The sequence below is a fragment of the Paraburkholderia sp. PREW-6R genome (assembly GCF_039621805.1).
GTDB lineage: Bacteria > Pseudomonadota > Gammaproteobacteria > Burkholderiales > Burkholderiaceae > Paraburkholderia.
This window is the reverse complement of record NZ_CP155073.1, coordinates 2,072,273-2,091,779: the sequence shown is the minus strand read 5'-3', so window position 1 is coordinate 2,091,779 and position 19,507 is coordinate 2,072,273. Positions and strand designations below refer to the sequence as shown.

The 19,507-nt window shown below is 62.2% G+C and carries 13 protein-coding genes; 7 read left to right on the top strand and 6 right to left on the bottom strand.

Annotated features, from left to right (window positions below; genetic code table 11):
• Position 1: 1 nt before the first annotated feature.
• The 3 genes from AAGS40_RS09030 to fixL form a co-directional block, all read right to left on the bottom strand.
• The gene (locus AAGS40_RS09030; protein ID WP_345810940.1) at positions 2-1,348 is read right to left on the bottom strand and encodes a DUF3300 domain-containing protein; all 1,347 of its coding nucleotides are present in this window, start codon (positions 1,346-1,348) and stop codon (positions 2-4) included.
• A gap of 671 nt (positions 1,349-2,019) precedes the next feature.
• Complete coding sequence (gene fixJ / locus AAGS40_RS09025) at positions 2,020-2,667, bottom strand: oxygen response regulator transcription factor FixJ (protein WP_137958937.1); 648 nt, start codon at positions 2,665-2,667, stop codon at positions 2,020-2,022.
• Complete coding sequence (gene fixL / locus AAGS40_RS09020) at positions 2,664-5,180, bottom strand: oxygen sensor histidine kinase FixL (protein ID WP_345814335.1); 2,517 nt, start codon at positions 5,178-5,180, stop codon at positions 2,664-2,666. The genes fixJ and fixL overlap by 4 nt, the downstream gene beginning before the upstream one ends.
• A gap of 275 nt (positions 5,181-5,455) precedes the next feature.
• On the opposite strand from fixL, the gene aceE reads away from it, so the two are divergent.
• The 3 genes from aceE to lpdA all read left to right on the top strand — a co-directional run bounded on the left by aceE (position 5,456) and on the right by lpdA (position 12,003).
• Positions 5,456-8,152, top strand: coding sequence for a pyruvate dehydrogenase (acetyl-transferring), homodimeric type (aceE, locus tag AAGS40_RS09015; protein WP_345810939.1), 2,697 nt, complete (start codon positions 5,456-5,458; stop codon positions 8,150-8,152).
• A gap of 85 nt (positions 8,153-8,237) precedes the next feature.
• A complete protein-coding gene (gene aceF, locus AAGS40_RS09010) occupies positions 8,238-9,938 on the top strand; it encodes a dihydrolipoyllysine-residue acetyltransferase (RefSeq protein WP_345810938.1) in 1,701 nt (566 codons plus the stop codon).
• Between the two features lie 253 nt (positions 9,939-10,191).
• Positions 10,192-12,003 carry a dihydrolipoyl dehydrogenase gene (gene lpdA / locus AAGS40_RS09005; RefSeq protein ID WP_345810937.1) on the top strand — a complete coding sequence of 604 codons (1,812 nt, stop codon included), beginning with the start codon at positions 10,192-10,194 and terminating at the stop codon, positions 12,001-12,003.
• A gap of 352 nt (positions 12,004-12,355) precedes the next feature.
• Here the strand turns inward: lpdA and AAGS40_RS09000 are convergent, their stop codons facing one another.
• Positions 12,356-12,931 (bottom strand): phasin family protein, encoded by a 576-nt coding sequence (locus AAGS40_RS09000; protein ID WP_345810936.1) that lies wholly within the window; start codon positions 12,929-12,931, stop codon positions 12,356-12,358.
• Between the two features lie 754 nt (positions 12,932-13,685).
• Here AAGS40_RS09000 and pbpG point away from each other — a divergent pair.
• Positions 13,686-14,879: a D-alanyl-D-alanine endopeptidase gene (gene pbpG, locus AAGS40_RS08995; protein WP_345810935.1), complete on the top strand. Its 1,194-nt coding sequence runs from the start codon at positions 13,686-13,688 to the stop codon at positions 14,877-14,879.
• 91 nt (positions 14,880-14,970) lie between these two features.
• Here pbpG and AAGS40_RS08990 read toward each other — a convergent pair whose 3' ends face one another.
• Entirely contained in the window at positions 14,971-15,783 is an 813-nt protein-coding gene (locus tag AAGS40_RS08990; RefSeq protein WP_345810934.1) for an IclR family transcriptional regulator, read from the bottom strand.
• Between the two features lie 180 nt (positions 15,784-15,963).
• Between AAGS40_RS08990 and AAGS40_RS08985 the strand changes: the two genes are divergently transcribed.
• On the top strand, positions 15,964-16,686 hold the full coding sequence (locus tag AAGS40_RS08985) for a (Fe-S)-binding protein (RefSeq protein ID WP_345810933.1): 723 nt from the start codon (positions 15,964-15,966) through the stop codon (positions 16,684-16,686).
• A gap of 112 nt (positions 16,687-16,798) precedes the next feature.
• On the top strand, positions 16,799-18,214 hold the full coding sequence (locus AAGS40_RS08980) for a lactate utilization protein B (RefSeq protein ID WP_345810932.1): 1,416 nt from the start codon (positions 16,799-16,801) through the stop codon (positions 18,212-18,214).
• A gap of 162 nt (positions 18,215-18,376) precedes the next feature.
• Here AAGS40_RS08980 and AAGS40_RS08975 read toward each other — a convergent pair whose 3' ends face one another.
• Entirely contained in the window at positions 18,377-18,946 is a 570-nt protein-coding gene (locus AAGS40_RS08975) for a hypothetical protein (RefSeq protein ID WP_345810931.1), read from the bottom strand.
• Positions 18,947-19,210: 264 nt separating this feature from the next.
• Here AAGS40_RS08975 and AAGS40_RS08970 point away from each other — a divergent pair, with 264 nt between their 5' ends.
• Positions 19,211-19,453 (top strand): hypothetical protein, encoded by a 243-nt coding sequence (locus AAGS40_RS08970; protein ID WP_345810930.1) that lies wholly within the window; start codon positions 19,211-19,213, stop codon positions 19,451-19,453.
• Positions 19,454-19,507: the final 54 nt, after the last annotated feature.

Sequence of the window (19,507 nt, the reverse complement as noted above, 5' to 3'; positions counted from 1 at the left end):
TTCAACGGTTGCGGCCGAAGTGACGCTCGCCTGCGCCGCCGCCACCCAGCCTGCCGCCGCCGCGCTCGAAACCGCCGCCGTTTGCTCCGAACCCGCCGCCCGGGCGTGGCTGGCCGCCGCCGTTCGAGCCCAACCCGCCGGCTCCGCTCGCGCGTGGCTGACCTGCGCCGCCGCTGCCGAGCGCCTGACGGCTCGCCTCGCCGCGCTGCATGTCCTGACGCGCGGCATTGCCGTCGCCCGCGCCGCGCAACGCATTATCGCGATTGACGTTCTGCGCGCGGTTCTGCAAGTTGCCGTTGGCCGTGCCGCCCTGGTGAATCCCTTGTACCCGCTGGCTCGCATTGCCGCTCAGATTCTGCCCCGTGCGGTTCTGCAACGTTTGCTGGGCCTGCGCGCGGGCGTCGTCGCGGCCCCGGTACGCGTCGCGTTGCGAAGCGTTGATAGTGCTGGTGCCGGTACGGCTGAAATTCGCGTTGTTGACGTTCCGGTTCACATTGGCGTTGCGATTCCAGCTCGTCGTGTTGCTGTTCACGTCCAACCGGTTGTTCACGTTAATGCTGTTGTACCGGTTCACGTTGATATTGACGTCGTGGGTATTCCAGTTGAAACCGCCCCACAGCGAATTGGCGACCGCTACACCCGCGCCGAATGCGAGGCCCGTGGCGAAACCCGTTGCGATTGCATAGCCGGGCGGCGGCGGTACATAAACCGGCGGATAAGCGGGATAGGGCCACGCGCCATACACCACGGTCGGGTTATAGGTGGGCACGTACACCACTTGCGGATTGGCCGGCACGATCTGAATCGTGCTCTGCTCGACGACGACTTTCTGCTGCGTGTTCGTTTTCAGATTGCCGGCCGATTGGGCCTGCTTGCGCAGGCGTTGCACGGAGTCCATGACGTCGTTTGGCTGGGCGAGAAAGGCGTTGCCGAGTTGAGACACCCAGTCTGGTTTCGACGCCATGGTGGCAAGCACCTGCGGAAACGCGACGAGCGATTGCACGCTCGGGTCCCACGGCTCCGACGCCACGGCCTTGACTGCGGCGTCGCCTTGCAGCTTCGGGTTTGCCTTTGACCACGCCGCAGCGGCCTGCACGTCCTGCGGGAAGGTGGACGCCATCAGCACCTGCGCAAGCAGCGCGTCGGGATATAGCGCGATGGGTGCGCTCAGCGAGTCGAGTTGCTGGCTCGACATCTTCACCCCGCTTTGCGCCTGCGCGGCGAGCGGCGCGAGCAGCCCGGCGAGACTACTCAAGCCAACGGCGCTCACGATGCCGACGGGCGGCGCACCCGTCATGGCGGCGCAAACAAGCAACACACGCGAGCGGTGTGCTCCAGATCGTTTCACGATGAGATTCTCCGTTATGTTGACAGCGGGACGCCATGCGCGGCGCAAGCAACGCTGGTGCGTCACCGTGCGGTGAGGACGATGGGTGAGGGCGCGACCCCGACGCCCGGTTTGCGACTGCGTAGGCAACGGCTTGCAGCGACGGCGCGAGGTTCGGCGCAACAGCGGACGCGCCCACGGTAAGCGCCGGCTGGCGGCCTGCGTGCTGCCGCATCGGCTTTCCGTGACGCGACGATGACGAGCCCCACGCGGGGGGCGTTATTGTTCCCGCATAGGGTGCGCATCGGAGAAAGCCGTTAAGGAGTTCTTCATAAATTATGCGGCGCGACCAGGCTTGTCAATCAAGTCTTAGGAAAGACTGATTTGCGGTTCAGTGAAGCAGGTGCTGAGTGATGCAGACTGAATGCCCACCTGAAGTTATGGAGAGCACAACGTTTGTTGCTTTGCAAAACAGCCGAGTGAGTGGATCAAACCACGGAGGACGGCAACGAGCCGGCGCGGATGCGACCCATGACGCTTACGCGGGAAAAGATGGAAGAGATATGGAGAGGCGGCAGGCCGGAGAAGCAGGCCAGAAAAGCAGGCCGGACCTGTCGCCAGTCCGGCCATTGATCCGCGAGCGTGAGCGAGCGGGAGAGGGTGACGAAGGCGGCGCGCCGGCCGCCGCCGTTTTACTGCGCCGGTTGTTGCGGCTTGTTCGACAGCGCCAGTCGCAAGAGATCGGCGACCGTATTCACGTTGAGTTTTTCCATGATGTTGGCGCGGTGCGCTTCGACCGTCTTGATACTGATACCGAGGTCGTCGGCGATCTGCTTGTTCAGGCGGCCGGCAATGATGCGCTCCAGTACCTGATGCTCGCGCGCGGTCAGCTTGCCCAGGCGCTCCGCGGCGGCACGTTGCTGCTGCACGCTTGTGCTCTCGCTGCGCGCCTTGTCCAGCATGCGCTCCACCAGCTTGCGCAACTCGGCTTCGTCGAACGGCTTTTCGATGAAATCCATCGCGCCTTTTTTCATCGTGGAGACGGCCATCGGCACGTCGCCATGACCTGTCACGAAAATGATCGGCAGCGACGCATTGTCGGCGATCAGGCGCTCCTGCAATTCAAGCCCGCTCATGCCGGACATCCGCACGTCGAGAATCAGGCATGCGATCTGGCCGGGATGCGTATGCGGCTGCCATGCGTCGATGAACTGCTCGGCGCTGGAGAAGCATTGCACGCGGTAGCCGTTCGCCTCCAGCAGCCAGCGCAGCGAATCTCGCACGGCCTCGTCGTCGTCGACGACAAAGACAGTTTCCTGTGTGGTGACTGGGCTGTTCATAGCTCTCCCGTAACGGTTTGTGGTGTCGGCGCCTCGGACCCGCCGTTGCTCGGGCCGTCAGGCTCTCCAATGGGCAGACTGCAATGGAACGTGGCCCCTGTGATGTGGCCGTCTGATTCGACGTTATTGACCACCCACAGACGGCCGCGGTGCGATTCGATAATCGAACGGCAAATGTTCAGCCCCATGCCCATGCCATCGGACTTGGTGCTGTAAAACGGTTCGAACAGACGCTCGGCGGTGGCTTCATCGACGCCCGGCCCCTGGTCGACGACGCTGATGCACACAAAGCCGCTTTCCAGACGCACGACCACGCGGATCACCGGATCCACCGCGTTCGGCCGCGCCTCGGCCATTGCTTCGGCGGCGTTTTTCAGCAGGTTCACCAGCACCTGCTCGATCAGCACCGGGTCGACATAGATCACCGGCAACCGCGAGCGGAGATCCGTGACGATACGAATGCGCCGCTTGCGCGCCTCGATCTCGGCAAGACCCACCGCGTCGGCGACGATATCGGCGACGCGCGTGGCTTGCCGCTTGGGCTCGCTACGCTTCACGAACTCGCGAATCCGTTTGATGATCATGCCGGCCCGCACCGCCTGCTGCGCGGTTTTTTCGAGCACGGGCAGCAGGTTGTCCGGCGTCGTCCGACCGGATTTGACGAGCGCGACCGTGCCGGAGCAATAGTTGTTGATCGCGGCGAGCGGCTGGTTCAGTTCGTGCGCGAGCGACGAGGCCATCTCGCCCATCGTCATGAGACGGCTCGTGAATTGCAGCTTCTCGTCCTGCTGGCGCGAGAGCTCCTGCGCCTGCTTGCGCGTGGTGATGTCGGTGGCGATCTGCATCTGCGCAAGGTGGCCGTCCACCCACTGAATGTACTGGCGGCGCACTTCGAACCATTTCTGAATGCTCTGCACGTACACTTCCTGCGCGTCGGCGGTACTTTCGGTCAAGGCGGCTGCCGGCAAGCCGGCATAGGTATCCACCATATCGATCGAATCGGACGACGCCTGTGCGCTATCGAACCCGCCGCCCGCCAATTCCAGGTGGCCGTCCGGCCGGATGCCGAACAGGTGCCGGTAATAGCGGTTCGCGAACAGCAGTTCGGCTTCGTCGGCAGCGAGCACGGACACGGCTGCGTCAAGGCTTTCGAGCACGGTGGTGAAGCGCTCGTGAGCGGCGGCGAGTTCCTCGCGCGCGCGCTTCGGTTCGGTGATGTCCGTCATCGACGACATCCAGCCGGTCTGGCGGCCCGAGCTGTCGATCAGCGGCGACACATAGAGGCGCGCATGGAACGACGAGCCGTCTTTGCGTTGCACGCGCAACTCGAAACCCGAAGAGGGCGCCTTGCCGCGCAACGTCATGTCGAGCTGGCGTTGCATTTCCGGATAAGCGTCGCGCGGCCAGTAAGCGAACGGCGCGTTCTTGCCGACCAGATCGCTTTCGTCCCAGCCTGTCATGCGGCAAAAAGCCGGATTGACGTGGGTAATGCGGCCGTGCATATCGAGCACGCGCATGCCGATCAGCACGGAGTTTTCCATTGCGCGGCGGAAGAACGCTTCGGCATACAGCGCCTGTTGCGCTTCGAAGCGCTGGCGCGTGTGCTTCCACAGGCTCCACAAACTCCACAGCACGAAGCACGACAGACCCGCGACCAGCCAGACGAGCGTGTTATTGGTGAAGTTGGTCATCTGCGGATACGCGTAGACGCGCACCGAGACGCCCTGGCCCGGCGGGTCGAGCGGCAGGTCGTAGAACATGTCGCGCGGCAGCCGCGGGCGGGTTGACGTGGTGGTCAACTCGCGATTGTTCACGTCGATGATCGAGATCTTGTACTTGGCCGACAGCTCGGGCGGAATGTCATGCTTGAGAATGCCTTCCACCGAGAACACGGCCGCGATCGTGCCGAGAAAATCACGGTCCCGGTAGACCGGCGTCTGCAGCGTGATGTAGCCGTTGCCGACGTCGTCATAAATGAGAGGCGAATACACCTGGCGGCGCGTGCTGCGCGCTTCGGCAAAGGCGGCCTTGACCGCTTCGTCCATCTGCGCGTCGTTGGGTTTGGCAAGGCGCTGGCCGAACACGGGCAGCGCGGTACTGGGCCAGCGCGGCTGCTGCGCGCTGGTGTACCAGTTCATATAGAGGATTTCCGGATGCCCCTGCATGATGTCCGTGGTGGACACCTGGAACGAATGCGGGTCCGCGTGGCCGGCGACGAGGTCGCGTGCTAGCGCCTGGATCTGTTCCTGCGCACCGGTCATGGACAGGCGGATCTGCTGCTGCGCCCACGCGACGTTGCGGTAAAGCGTGTCTTCCTGTTGCTGCTGTTCGCGCCGGTTCAGGCTCCACAAAATCAGGCTCATCACCACGAGGAAAACGAGGATCGACAACAGCGGCGTGAGCAAATAGGAGTTCGACCACCACGGTCCGTGGTGCCAGCGGGAGGACGGCGTCGAATCCGCCGGAGACCCGGCGGTGCGCGCCGAGCGTGCGAAAAGCCGTTCGGTCAACATGCGTGGCATTGTAGCGCAGCATGCCACCGTCAAATGACGCAAAAAAGCGCGGAAAGCACTATTAATCGGCGCAAACTAGCCAGCGTAACCGTCAATTGGCAGTCAATTCAGGTTGCGCTGCAGCAATTTTTCGTATTGTGAGAATCAATCTCGTCATTCGAAAATTTTGTTGCACGGACGTCGGGACCCTTATTACAATCGGCCGAAGCTGCCGCGGCCGTGCTTCGTCCGCGTCGTCTGTTCAAAGAGCGTTCCTCTAATTCCAGGAGACGAGCATGTCCGCTGTACCCGACGAAGTCATGAAATATGTCGCCGCTGAGAAAGACGACGATCCCCAGGAAACCGGTGAATGGCTGGAAGCGCTGGATGGCGTGATTTCTGCTGTGGGCCCTGACCGCGCTCACTACCTGATCGAGAAACAGATCGAGTTCGCCCGCGTGCACGGCGAACACCTGCCGTTCTCGGCAAACACTCCGTACATCAATACGATCCCGGTCACGCGTCAGGCGAAGATTCCCGGCGACCAGGACCTCGAACACAAGATCCGCTCGTACACCCGCTGGAACGCGATTGCCATGGTGCTGCGCGCCGGCAAGGACACCAACGTCGGCGGCCACATTGCGTCGTTCGCGTCAGCGGCCACGCTGTATGACGTCGGCTACAACCATTTCTGGCATGCGCCGTCCGCTGAACATGGCGGCGACCTCGTGTTCGTGCAGGGCCATTCGTCGCCCGGTGTGTACTCGCGCGCGTTCCTGCTCGGCCGTCTGACCGAAAACCAGCTCGACAACTTCCGTCAGGAAGTGGGCGGCGAGGGCATCTCGTCGTATCCGCACCCGTGGCTGATGCCGGACTTCTGGCAATTCCCGACCGTCTCGATGGGCCTCGGCCCGATCATGGCGATCTATCAGGCGCGCTTCATGAAGTACCTGCAGGCGCGCGGCATTGCGAAGACCGAAGGCCGCAAGGTCTGGGCTTTCCTCGGCGACGGCGAAACGGACGAGCCGGAATCGCTCGGCGCGATCGGCATGGCCGGCCGCGAACGGCTCGATAACCTCGTGTTCGTGATCAACTGCAATCTGCAGCGCCTGGACGGTCCGGTGCGCGGCAACGGCAAGATCATTCAGGAACTGGAAAGCGAATTCCGCGGTGCCGGCTGGAACGTGATCAAGGTCATCTGGGGCAGCCGCTGGGATGCGCTGTTCCAGCGCGACAAGTCGGGCGCGCTGATGCGCCGCATGATGGAAGTGGTCGACGGCGAATACCAGACGTACAAGTCGGAGTCGGGCGCATATGTTCGGGAACACTTCTTCAACACGCCGGAGCTGAAGGCGCTCGTCGCTGAATGGTCCGACGAGGACATCTGGAATCTGAATCGCGGCGGCCATGATCCGCACAAGATCTACGCGGCATTCCAGGAAGCATCGAATTCGCAGGGCCAGCCGACCGTCATCCTTGCGAAGACGATCAAGGGCTACGGCATGGGCGAAGCCGGCCAGGCGATGAACATCACGCACCAGCAGAAGAAACTGCATGTGGACCAGCTGAAGAAATTCCGCGACCAGTTCCGCCTGCCGATCTCCGACGAAGACCTCGTCAACGTGCCGTACCTCAAGTTCGAAGAAGGTTCGAAGGAACTGGAGTACATGCGTGCCCGCCGTCAGGAACTCGGCGGCTATCTGCCGGCGCGTCGCCAGAAGGCTGAATCGCTGCCGGTGCCGGACCTGTCCGCGTTCGAACCGCTGCTCAAGGGCACGGGCGAAGGCCGCGAGATTTCCACGACCATGGCGTTCGTGCGGATCCTGAACATCCTGCTGAAGGACAAGGCGCTCGGCAAGCGGGTCGTGCCGATCGTGCCGGACGAGTCGCGTACGTTCGGTATGGAAGGTCTTTTCCGCCAGATCGGCATCTGGAACCAGGATGGCCAGAAGTACGTGCCGGAAGATTCGGATCAGCTGATGTTCTACCGCGAGTCGGAAAGCGGCCAGATCCTGCAGGAAGGCATCAACGAAGCCGGTGGGATGTGTGACTGGATCGCGGCCGCGACGTCGTACTCGACGCACGGCGAGATCATGATCCCGTTCTACATTTTCTACTCGATGTTCGGCTTCCAGCGCATCGGCGACCTCGCATGGGCCGCGGGCGACATGCGTTCGCGCGGCTTCCTGCTGGGCGGCACGGCCGGGCGCACCACGCTGAACGGCGAAGGTCTGCAGCACGAAGACGGTCACTCGCTGCTGTGGGCCGCTTCGGTGCCGAACTGCATCAGCTACGACCCGACGTTCGGTTACGAACTCGCGGTCATCATGCAGGACGGCCTGCGCCGCATGGTCGCGGATCAGGAGGACGTGTACTACTACATCACGGTGATGAACGAGAACTACGAGCACCCGGCGATCCCGCAGGGCGACTCCGTGGCGTCGGACATCATCAAGGGCATGTACTCGTTCCGCAAGGCCGACGCGGACAAGAAGGCGCCGCGTGTTCAGCTGATGGGCGCGGGCACGATCTTCAACGAAGTGATCGCCGCCGCCGACCTGTTGAAGAACGACTGGGGCGTCGCCGCCGACCTCTGGAGCGTGCCGAGCTTCACCGAACTGGCTCGCGAAGGCCACGAAGTGCAGCGCTGGAACCTGCTGCACCCGACGGAAGAAAAGAAAGTCTCGCACGTCGAGAAACTGCTGAAGGACGCGCAGGGTCCGGTCATCGCTTCGACCGACTACGTGCGCGCGCTGACCGAGCAGATTCGCGCGTTCGTGCCGCAGAAGTTCGTCGTGCTGGGCACGGACGGCTATGGCCGTTCGGACACGCGCGAAAAGCTGCGTCACTTCTTCGAAGTCGACCGCTACTGGGTCACGGTTGCGGCGCTGAACGCGCTCGCAGACGAAGGCACGATCGAACGCAAGGTGGTCGCCGAGGCGCTCAGCAAGTACAACCTTGATCCCGCCAAACCCAACCCGATGACCGTCTAAGGCATCATTCCCCGTGTGCCATGGCGTGCGCGCCTGCCCCTACGTGTAGGGGCAGGCGGCGTGCGCGGCCCAGGAGACACTAACAATGAGTCAAGCGATCGAAGTCAAGGTGCCGGACATCGGCGATTACAAGGACATTCCTGTGATCGAGGTGCTGGTGAAGGCGGGTGATACCGTCGAAAAAGAGCAATCGCTCGTTACGCTGGAGTCCGATAAGGCGACGATGGACGTGCCGAGCTCGGCCGCCGGCGTCGTCAAGGAAGTGAAGGTCAAGGTTGGCGACAACGTGTCGGAAGGTTCGCTGATCGTCGTGCTGGATGGCGCTGAAGGCGGCGCGGCTGCGCCCGCTCCGGCCCCTGCGGCCACGCCGGCCGCCGCTCCTGCTCCCGCTCCGGCCCCGGCTGCAACGCCCGCTCCGGCACCGGCGGCTGCGCCCGCACCCACGCCGGCTGCCGCCGGCGGCGGCACGCAGGAAGTCAAGGTGCCGGACATCGGCGACTACAAGGACATTCCCGTCATCGAAGTGTCGGTGAAGGTCGGCGATCGCGTCGAGAAGGAGCAGTCGCTCGTCACGCTCGAATCCGACAAGGCCACGATGGACGTGCCGAGCTCGGCCGCCGGCGTCGTCAAGGAAGTGAAGGTGAAGGTGGGCGATACCGTGTCGGAAGGCTCGGTAATCGTGATCGTCGAAGTCGAAGGTGGCGCGGCTGCGCCGGCCCCGGCTCCCGCTCCCGCGGCAGGCAAGGCGCCGGCCGAGAAGCCGTCGGATGCGCCGGCCGTGCCGTCGCCGGCCCCGGCGCAGCCGTCGGCGCTCGCCCAGGCTCCGGTGATTCCAGCAGGCGAAGGCGGTCGTCAGGCGAGCCACGCTTCGCCGTCGGTGCGCAAATTCGCGCGTGAGCTGGGTGTCGACGTGACCCAGGTGCAGGGCACGGGTCCGAAAGGCCGCATCACGCAGGCCGACGTCACCGCATTCATCAAAGGCGTGATGACCGGCCAGCGCGCGGCGCCGGCCGGCGCTGCGGCTGCGGCTGGCGCACCGGCGGCGGGCGGCGGATTGAATCTGCTGCCGTGGCCGAAGGTCGACTTCACGAAGTTCGGTCCGATCGATCCGAAGCCGCTGTCGCGCATCAAGAAGATTTCCGGCGCGAATCTGCATCGCAACTGGGTGATGATCCCGCACGTCACGAATAACGACGAAGCGGATATCACCGAACTCGAAGCGTTGCGCGTGCAACTGAACAAGGAAAACGAAAAAGCCGGCGTCAAGATCACGATGCTGGCGTTCGTGATCAAGGCGGTCGTGTCGGCCTTGAAGAAATTCCCGACGTTCAACGCGAGCCTCGATGGCGATAACCTCGTGTTCAAGCAGTATTACCACGTGGGTTTTGCTGCCGATACGCCGAACGGTCTCGTCGTGCCGGTGATTCGCGATGCGGACAAGAAGGGTCTCGTCGAGATCGCGAAAGAGATGACGGATCTGTCGAAAGCCGCGCGTGAAGGCAAGCTCAAGCCGGACCAGATGCAGGGCGGCTGCTTCTCGATTTCGTCGCTTGGCGGCATTGGCGGAACGAACTTCACGCCGATTATCAATGCGCCTGAAGTCGCCATTCTGGGTCTGTCGCGTGGTGCCATGAAGCCTGTGTGGGATGGCAAGCAGTTCGTGCCCCGTCTCATGCTGCCGCTGTCGCTCTCGTACGATCACCGTGTGATCGACGGGGCAGAAGCTGCGCGCTTCAATGCGTACCTTGGGGCGCTTCTTGCCGATTTCCGGCGTGTGATTCTTTGATGTGGTGATGGTTGAGCGGGGCGCGGGTCTTCTGTGATCCGCGTCTGCCGGTAGAACCTGATTCCTTGTCGGTCTATCGCGTCGCCCCTGTACAGGGCATTGCCTGCTCTTTTTGTTTTCTAGGGAAAAGCAGGCAGTGGAACGCGCTTTCCGGGCAGAAGGCAAAGGACGATTCTGTTCAGGCCGCCGCCCGCTTCCGGGCCGCATTGCACGGGTTTTCCATCATCACGGTCAATAAGAGAAGGGGACACTAATGAGTCTCGTCGAAGTGAAAGTGCCGGATATCGGCGACTTCAAGGACGTCGATGTCATCGAAGTCAATATCAAACCGGGCGATGTCATCGAGACCGAACAGGCACTCATGACGCTCGAGTCCGACAAGGCTTCCATCGAAGTGCCGAGCGATACCGCCGGCACGGTTAAGGAAGTGCGCGTCAAAGCTGGCGACAAAGTCTCGCAAGGCACGGTGATCGCACTCGTTGAAACGTCGGCGGATGCAGCGCCTGCCAAGGACGCACCGAAGGCGCCTGCCGGGGAAACCGGCAAAGCGCCGGCTCAAGCCGAAGCTCAAACCCGGGCACCCGAGGCCACTCAGGCGGCCGCGCCGAAAGCCGCCGCTCCTGCGGCGCAAGCGGGAAGCTTCTCCGGCAACGCCGACCTCGAGTGCGACATGCTCGTGCTCGGTTCCGGTCCCGGTGGTTATTCCGCCGCGTTCCGTTCCGCCGACCTCGGCATGAAGACGGTGCTCGTCGAACGTTATGCGACGCTCGGCGGCGTATGTCTGAACGTGGGATGTATTCCGTCGAAAGCGCTACTGCATACCGCGCTCGTGATCGACGAAGCGGAAGCGCTCGGTGCGCATGGCATCACGTTCGCGAAGCCGCAGATCGATCTGGACAAGCTGCGCGACTTCAAGTCGAGCGTCGTCAAGAAGCTCACCGGCGGCCTCGCCGGCATGGCCAAAATGCGCAAGGTCGACGTGGTCACGGGCACCGGCGCGTTCGTCGACCCGAATCACATGGAAGTACAGACCGAGGGCGGCAAGAAAGTCGTCAGGTTCAAGCAGGCAATCATCGCCGCCGGCTCGGAAGCGGTGAAGCTGCCGTTCATTCCGGAAGACCCGCGTGTGGTCGACTCGACCGGCGCGCTCGAACTGCGTCAGATTCCGCAGCGCATGCTCGTGATCGGCGGCGGCATCATCGGCCTCGAAATGGCGACGGTGTACGCGACGCTCGGCGCGAAGATCGACGTGGTCGAAATGCTGGACGGTCTGATGGCCGGCGCGGACCGTGATCTCGTCAAGGTCTGGGAGAAGTACAACAGCAAGCGTTTTGCCAACGTGATGCTGAAGACGAAGACCACGGCGGCTGAAGCGAAAGACGACGGCATCTACGTGTCGTTCGAAGGCGAAAAGGCGCCAGCCGAAGCGCAACGTTACGATCTCGTGCTGGTGGCGGTCGGCCGTACGCCGAATGGCAAGAGGATCGGGGCGGACAAAGCCGGCGTGACCGTGACGGATCGCGGTTTTATCGACGTCGACAAGCAGATGCGCACGAATGTGCCGCATATTTTTGCGATCGGCGATATCGTCGGTCAGCCGATGCTTGCGCACAAAGCCGTGCACGAGGGCCACGTTGCAGCGGAAGCGGCGCATGGCGAGAAGGCGTACTTCGACGCGCTGCAGATTCCGTCGGTCGCTTACACCGATCCGGAAGTGGCATGGGCCGGCAAGACGGAAGACCAGCTGAAGGCCGCGGGCATCAAATACGGCAAAGCGGTGTTTCCGTGGGCTGCCTCGGGCCGTGCAATTGCCAATGGACGCGACGAAGGCTTCACGAAGCTGCTGTTCGACGAAGAGACGCATCGCGTGATCGGCGGCGGGATCGTGGGTCTGAACGCCGGCGACCTGATCAGCGAAGTCTGTCTCGCTATTGAGATGGGTGCGGACGCAACGGATATCGGCAAGACGATCCATCCGCATCCCACGCTCGGTGAATCGATCGGGATGGCCGCCGAACTGTATGAAGGCGTCTGCACCGATTTGCCGCCGCAAAGAAAGAAATAACGCGGGATGGATGCGCCGCGTCTCTTTAGCGGCGCAACAGGACAAAACGGCGCGCCCCCTTGCGGGACGCGCCGTTTTTGTTGTTTCAGCAAGAGCAGGGCGTTGCCTGCCGGATCAGTGCTTCGAGCGAACAGCCGGTTCCCATGCGTGACCTGGGCAAAAAAATCCCGGCCGTGTCGCCGGGCAAACGATACGTTTTTTCGACGTATCGGAGCGTTCGGCCAATTGAAACCGTGTGAGCGGCAACGGCACGACGCTGTTGCTTACGGAAACGCCAGCCGAGCATTGCGCTGGGCCGGCGTTTTTGTACTGCACTACTGCGGTCAGGCGGTGTTGCGATACTGCGTCAAACTCAGACCGTGGCCTTCTTCGCTGTGCGCGAAGCCTGTGCGGCGGCTTGCGATGCAGCCTTCGAAGCAGCCGTTGCAGCTGCGTTGAAGTTGCTTTCAGCGATTTCAACAGCTTGCTTTGTTGCCTTGTGAACCGTTTCGTACGTGGTGTTCGCAGCGGTGATTGCCGACTTCATGACGGCGACGGCCGTTTCCGAACCAGCAGGAGCGTTTCTCGCAACGTTTTCTACGAGCGACTGCACCTTGCGGTTCTGCTCTTCGAATTGAGCTTCAGCGACGCGGGTGAATTCGCCTTGCGTGGCCGAGACGATTTCATACACGTGACGGCCATACGACAGCGCCTTTTCAGCCACCGGCTGGGCGAGGCTTGCTTGCAGCGCCAGCAATTCCTGCGCGTCTTTCACTGACAGCGCGCGTTGGGCATTTTCCTGGCTCTCCGCGAGCGTCGACTTGACGACTTGCAGATTCAACTCGACCAGCTTTTCGACGCCTTCGAATGCCTTGGTGGTCAGGCTGAACAGGGTGTCAAAGTTAGCTTTCTGGGCTGCGGCGAATTGCTCGGGGGTCAGCAGGGTCATGTTTACGCTCCTGAATTGCGGTCTATCTACGCGGACCGCGTTGGTTGGGGGTGGACATTCGACCGTCTCACCGGGCTGCGAACGTTGTGCGTCGCAGCAATGAAGCCTATTTTAAGATGCCTGCGCCGAATGTCAAGGTATATTTGTGCGTTGCACAATTTTAAGAAAGTGCAGAAGAAACAAAGCGTTATGCACGTTGCATGTCACCATCGTGACGTCATTCGACTTCGCCGGCGCACAACGCGGGTGCGCCATTGGATCGCACTGCTGCGGCGTCGCAGGACCGAGTTTCCCTGTTTGCCGCCGGTCGAGTGCGACGAGGGTGCATCTGTCACTCGTACACTCATGAGAATCGTGTAAACCGGGAAGTGTCACGGAACGTTAATGCAAGAACCCAGTCGAATGCGCGTTGTCGTTCTGCAGCAGACGTTTAACAGTTTGCTGTCGAACACCTCACGGTTGTGCGCAGTGGGATGCCTCCCCGCTGTAGGCAGGCCGTGTTCCCCTGATCAAGTTTGTCTCGAAATTGCCGTTATGCTGGCGGAATCGTTCTTTTTTATCGGCGTAACGCAGCAAGGGCGAGGCGAGACGCGCCCGTGATCGATTTTTTCGATCGGGCACGGCACTTATTTGCGTTTTAACGATCGGAGCTTACAACCCGGTTTAAGGAGCGCTTATAAGTGCTTCAAATTGCTAATTTTTCGTTGTTTTACTACACTTGCGGAAACCTCTTGCCGCTCCCACTAGAACACCCATGAAAACCGACATGTTTTCGTCGCTAAAAGTGATCCACGGCGCGGCCCGCACCACCGCACTATCGGTGGCCGCCTCCATGGTTATCGCGGCGGCATTTGCCACACCCGTGAGCGCTTTTGCCGCCACGCCTGCTGCATCCGCAAAAACTTCGAAACACACCAAAGCCAGGAAGCCTGCCGCTGCTGCTGCCGCCGAAAAGGTGTCGAGCAAGTCGCCCAAAGCCACCAAAGGCGCCCAGGCTAAAGCGGTCGCCGCCGCCGCTGACGACGACGCGCCCCGCGCTGGCGTGAAGCGCAAGCGCGTGACCTATACGTCGAACGGCCGTCACCACTCGGTGGTCCGGCGAGTCGCCTACGAACCGCGCCAGCCGACGGTCGGGCAGGCATTCGGTCTGCACGAGACGCCCGACGCTCTCATGCTCCGCTCGAGCGTGGCCTACGTGATCGACCAGAACACCGGCGAGCCGCTATTCGACAAGAACTCGCGCGCCGTGGTGCCGATCGCGTCGATTACGAAACTGATGACCTCGATGGTGGTGCTCGATTCGAAAGAGCCGATGACCGACCAGATCGAAGTCACCGACGAAGACCGCGACTACGAGAAGAACACCGGCTCGCGCCTGTCGGTCGGCTCGGTGCTGTCGCGCGAAGACATGCTGCACATCGCGCTGATGGCGTCGGAAAATCGCGCGGCTGCGGCTTTGTCGCGCTATTTCCCGGGCGGCCGCCCGGCTTTCCTTGCGGCGATGAACGCAAAAGCCAAACAGCTCGGCATGACCGACACGCACTTTGAAAACCCGACGGGGTTGACGAGCCAGAATGTGTCGAGCGCGCGCGACCTCGTGAAAATGGTCAACGCGGCGTACCAATATCCGCTGATCCGCAAGTTCTCCACGGATCGTAGTTACGAGGTGTACACAGGCAAGCGTTCGCTGGCGTACAACAGCACGAACGCGCTGGTGCGTAACCCGACGTGGGACATCGGCCTGCAAAAAACCGGCTTTATCAACGAAGCGGGTGAGTGCCTCGTGATGCAGGCGACCATTCATGGCCGTCCGATGATCATGGTGCTGCTGGACTCGTCAGGGAAATATTCGCGTTTCGCGGATGCAACGCGTTTGCGTACATGGCTCGATAACGGTGGGGATCAGCCGCGCATTACCAGCGCGGATGCCAGCGGTCCGGGCACCTGAACATCGTGGCCTGTTTCACGCAGGCCCAGCACGTAAACAAGCCTCGCACTCGCGAGGCTTTTTTATTATGTGCCGCTCAAGGCGCGCAGCCTCAGGATGATGCGTGCTGACCGCGCGAGTGATCCTGCGCATTCTGCGGACGGAACCCGAGCGACTCGGAGATCATCAGCGCGGTCTGGCTCAATTGTCCGATCCACGAGTCCTGCAAACGGTCCGCCGGCGCGGACAGCGACAAGCCGGCGACGAGTTTGCCGGTGTCGTCATAAATGCCGGCGGCGATGCAGCGCACACCGAGTTCCAGTTCCTCGTTATCGCGCGCGCAAGCCTGCTGGCGAACGTGCGACAACTCGCGCTCGAGCTTGCCGAGGTCCGTGATGCTGTTCTGTGTGTGGCCCGACAGGCCGGTGCGGGTGGCGTAGGCGCGCACGCGCGTGGATTCGTCGGCGGCGAGGAACAGCTTGCCGACCGATGTCAGGTGCAGCGGCGCGCGGCCGCCGATTGCCCGCACCACCTGCATGCCGGAGCGCTCCGAGTACGCGCGCTCTATATAGACGATCTCGTCGCCCTGACGCACGGACAGGTTGACGGTTTGCCCCGTCTGCCGATGCAGTTCGCGCATTGGCGTAAGCGCCGCATCACGCACCGACAGCCGCGCCTTCACGAGATTGCCCAGTTCGAGCAGCCGCATGCCGAGGCGGTAGGTGCCCGGATCCGACCGGTCCACCAGTCGGCACATCACCATGTCATTCAGAATGCGGTGCGCCGTGGACGGATGCAACTCCGTGCGAATGGCGAGTTCTTTCAGGCTGACCGGGTCGCTATGCGCAGCCAGTGCGTCGAGCAGGCGCATCATGCGTTCGATCACCTGGATCGAAGTCTTGGGATCCGGGTTCGTGTCGCTCATGGGATGAATTGGTTGACGCGTCAAACAGCGGAAATTGATTGTATCTCGTATCGTGAAAAAAGCGAAAGCGGTTGGAAAACCTGTTCCAAATTGACGCGGCATTCGTCCTATGCCATTTGGGACGTTGGTATTGTGCGGCAAACAGCGGATAATCAGGCACGTTTTCCCCAAGGAGGGCTCATGCGAGTCGGATTGTTCGTCACCTGCCTGATCGACCTGATGCGTCCAGAGATTGGATTCTCGGTCATCAAGCTGATCGAGGGCGCCGGTTTCGAGGTCGCGGTTCCGCCCGCGCAAACGTGCTGTGGCCAGCCGGCCTACAACTCGGGTGAGCGCCGGATCGCGCGTGATCTGGCGGAAAAAACGCTACGGGAATTCGAACAGTTCGACTACGTGGTGGTGCCGTCCGGCTCATGTGGCGGGATGATCCGCTCGCATTACGGCGACCTGTTCGCCGACGATCCGGAGCTGATGAACCGGTTTGGCCGGCTGCGACCGAAAGTGTTCGAATTGACCGACTTCCTCGTCAACGTCGCCAAGGTGCAGTTGCAGCCGGGCGAGTTCGAGGGCCGCGTGACATATCACGATTCCTGTTCGGGTCTGCGTGAACTCGGCGTGAAAACGCAGCCGCGCGCGTTGCTCGCACAAGTGGGCGTGGCCGTGACCGAGATGAAAGACTGCGAGCACTGCTGCGGCTTCGGCGGCACGTTCGCGGTCAAGTACGGCGACATTTCCACGGCGATCGTCGACGAGAAATGCGCGAACATCAGCGCAAGCGGCACCGGCGCGGTGGTGCTGGGCGACCTTGGCTGCATGCTCAATATCGAGGGGCGGCTGCGGCGCACTGGCGACACCACCACACGGGTGCTGCACATCGCTCAGGTGTTGGCCGGAGACGTATAGCGCGTTGCCCACAGTGTCTGGACGCGCGTGTTTGCGTCGCGCCGGTCCTGCCGCTCGACCGTTTGAACCCTTCGGAATTCGCTGAATCCGCCGACTCTGAATCAAGGCCGCCATGCAAGTTCATTCGATGCAATTCAAGGCTCGCGCCGGGCAGAAACTTGCCGACCAACGCTTGCAGCAGAACCTCACCAAGCTGTCGACCAAGTTCGTGTCGGCGCGTGCTGCCGCGATTACGGCGATCGACTTTCCCGCCACGCGCGCCGCGCTCAAGGAGCGCCGCAACCGCGCGCTGGAGAATCTCGACGTGTGGCTCGAAACCTTCGAGCGCGAGGCCGCGCGCCGTGGGGTGACGGTGCTTTTCGCCGAAACGACTGCAGAAGCAGCGCGGCTCGTCGGCGACATCGCGCGGCGCCACGAGGTCAGGAAGGTCATCAAGACGAAGTCGATGGTGACGGAAGAAATGCGCCTGAACGAAGTGCTGGGGCAGATGGGCGTGCAATCCATCGAAACCGACCTTGGCGAATATATTCTGCAGATCAACGGCAACGAACCGCCGAGTCACATCATCGCCCCGGTCGTTCATAAGGATAAGGATGAGATCGCGGACCTGTTCGCCAGGACGCACGACCGGCCGCGTCTCACCGAAATCACCGACATGACACGCGAAGCGCGCGAGATGCTGCGGCCGCACTTCATGAGCGCCGATATGGGCGTGACGGGCGGCAACTTTCTGGTTGCCGAAACGGGCTCGGTCGTGCTCGTCACGAACGAGGGTAATGAAGGAATGTGCACCGTGATGCCACGGGTGCATGTCGCCGTGACCGGGATCGAGAAGGTATTGCCCACCCTTGAAGATCTTGCCACCGCGATGCGTCTGTTGCCACGTTCCGCTACAGGCCAGGCTACCTCCAACTATTTCTCCGTGCTGACTGGCCCACGCGCTGACGGCGATCAGGACGGCCCCGAGCATATGTACGTGGTGCTGGTGGATGGCGGCCGGACGGGGCTGATCGGCGGCGACTTCCAGGAGATGCTTCGTTGCATCCGCTGCGGCGCATGCATGAATCATTGCCCCGTCTATCAGAAGGTGGGTGGCCACGCGTACGGCTGGGTGTATCCGGGTCCGATGGGTTCGGTGCTGACGCCGAGTTATGTCGGCATCGACAAGGCGCTCGATCTGCCGCAAGCGGCCACCTTGTGCGGCGAGTGCAATAGCGTGTGTCCAGTTGGCATTCCGTTGTCGGATCTGCTGAGAAAATTGCGCGAGAAGCAGGTGGAGCGGCGTCTGCGGCCCTGGAAAGAACGATTGGGGCTCGCCATGTGGGGCTTTCTCGCGCTGCATCCCGATGCTTACGCGCTGTTGACCAGATTGGCGGTGCGGGTGCTTGAACAGATGGGCGGACGCAATCGTTCCATCGCGAAGCTGCCGTTGGGCGGCGCTGGATGGACGAACACGCGCGATCTGCCTGCACCGGTGGGACGCACGTTCCGCGAGTTATACGCCGCTCAGCGCACCCATATCGGTTAATGCTGTCGAAGCAGGCGGTCGAAGCAGGCGGTTAAAGCAGGCGGTCAAAGCAGGCGGTTAAAGCAGCGGTTAAAGCGCTTAAAGCAACGGCCGCAGGTGCGGCCTGATTCAGGCAAGCGTCGAGCGGCGCCTGCCTTGCGCTCCTGGCGGCCTTCGCGCCGGTCAGTGATCTGTCATCTGTCCTGACTGACGACCCGGCGCGCCTCGTGCCGGCGCGGCGCCGCCTCCGCCGCCGCCGTTGCCGTGACCACCCTGATTACCCGCCTGCTGCTGTTGCGCGGGCGCACTGCCCGGCCCGGGGCGTGGCGCACTCGACCCGCTCGGACCGCGCGGACCACCGACGGCACCCTGGGGCGGCGGCCCGCCGTGCGAGCCGCCGTTCGGCTGACCCTGCCAGCCGCCGTTGTTCCCATGATTGCCGTTGTTGCCGTAGTTGCCGTCGTTCGGGCGGCCACCCCGGTCCGGGTAGCCACCGTCGCCCCGACCCTGACCGTAATAGCGTCCCGGCCCATCGTAATACCCGGGGCCGGGGCCGGAATAATTGCCGTAGCCCATGTAAACATTCGTTTGCGGGACGACGGGCACACCTGTGGCATAGCCGTCATAGCCCTGATAACCGCTGCCGTACGCATTTCCGTACGCCGGCGTGCCGTCGGGGTAGACGGCGCAGCCTCCGAGTAGTGCGGCAACAACGACTCCAGCAAGGGGTGCAGCGCAGGCAAAGCGTTTCATGTAATCGACCATGCGAAGTTTGGTATCTGTAAGACCGTCATTATCGCTGGCCGTCACGGGAGCTTTGTATGCGTTTGTAAGGAAATCTACACGGGACCGAGCTGCCGGCCCGCAGTCCTACCGCGCACGCCGGCACCGACTGTTCCGCCTTCAGCAACAGTCCATCCCGCAAGAGCGGCTTTTTCCCGATTGAAAATCTCTATAAGATTTCGACTGGACATAGCGGGCCATACGCTCACAAGCCCTCTATCGGAAATCGACATCATGAAAAAGACAATATCGGTGTACTGGCCTCTCGCCATCGTGCTGCCGCTCGCGGCGGCGGCTTACCTTCACATTTGCAGCGATGCCGCGTCGCGCGCGTCGCAGACACCGCTTGCCGCTGAACAATTCACGGCAGAATTGGCACATGCCGTTTCGTACGGAATGGTCGGCGATGATTCGTCGGCGCTGCGCGGCAAGCCAATGCGAACCGCGCCGGTGATGGCTGTCCCGGAAGCATCCTGAGCGTCGGAAAACTGCGCTCGTTCATGGCCGCCGCGGCGTCTGCCGTCCCAGGTG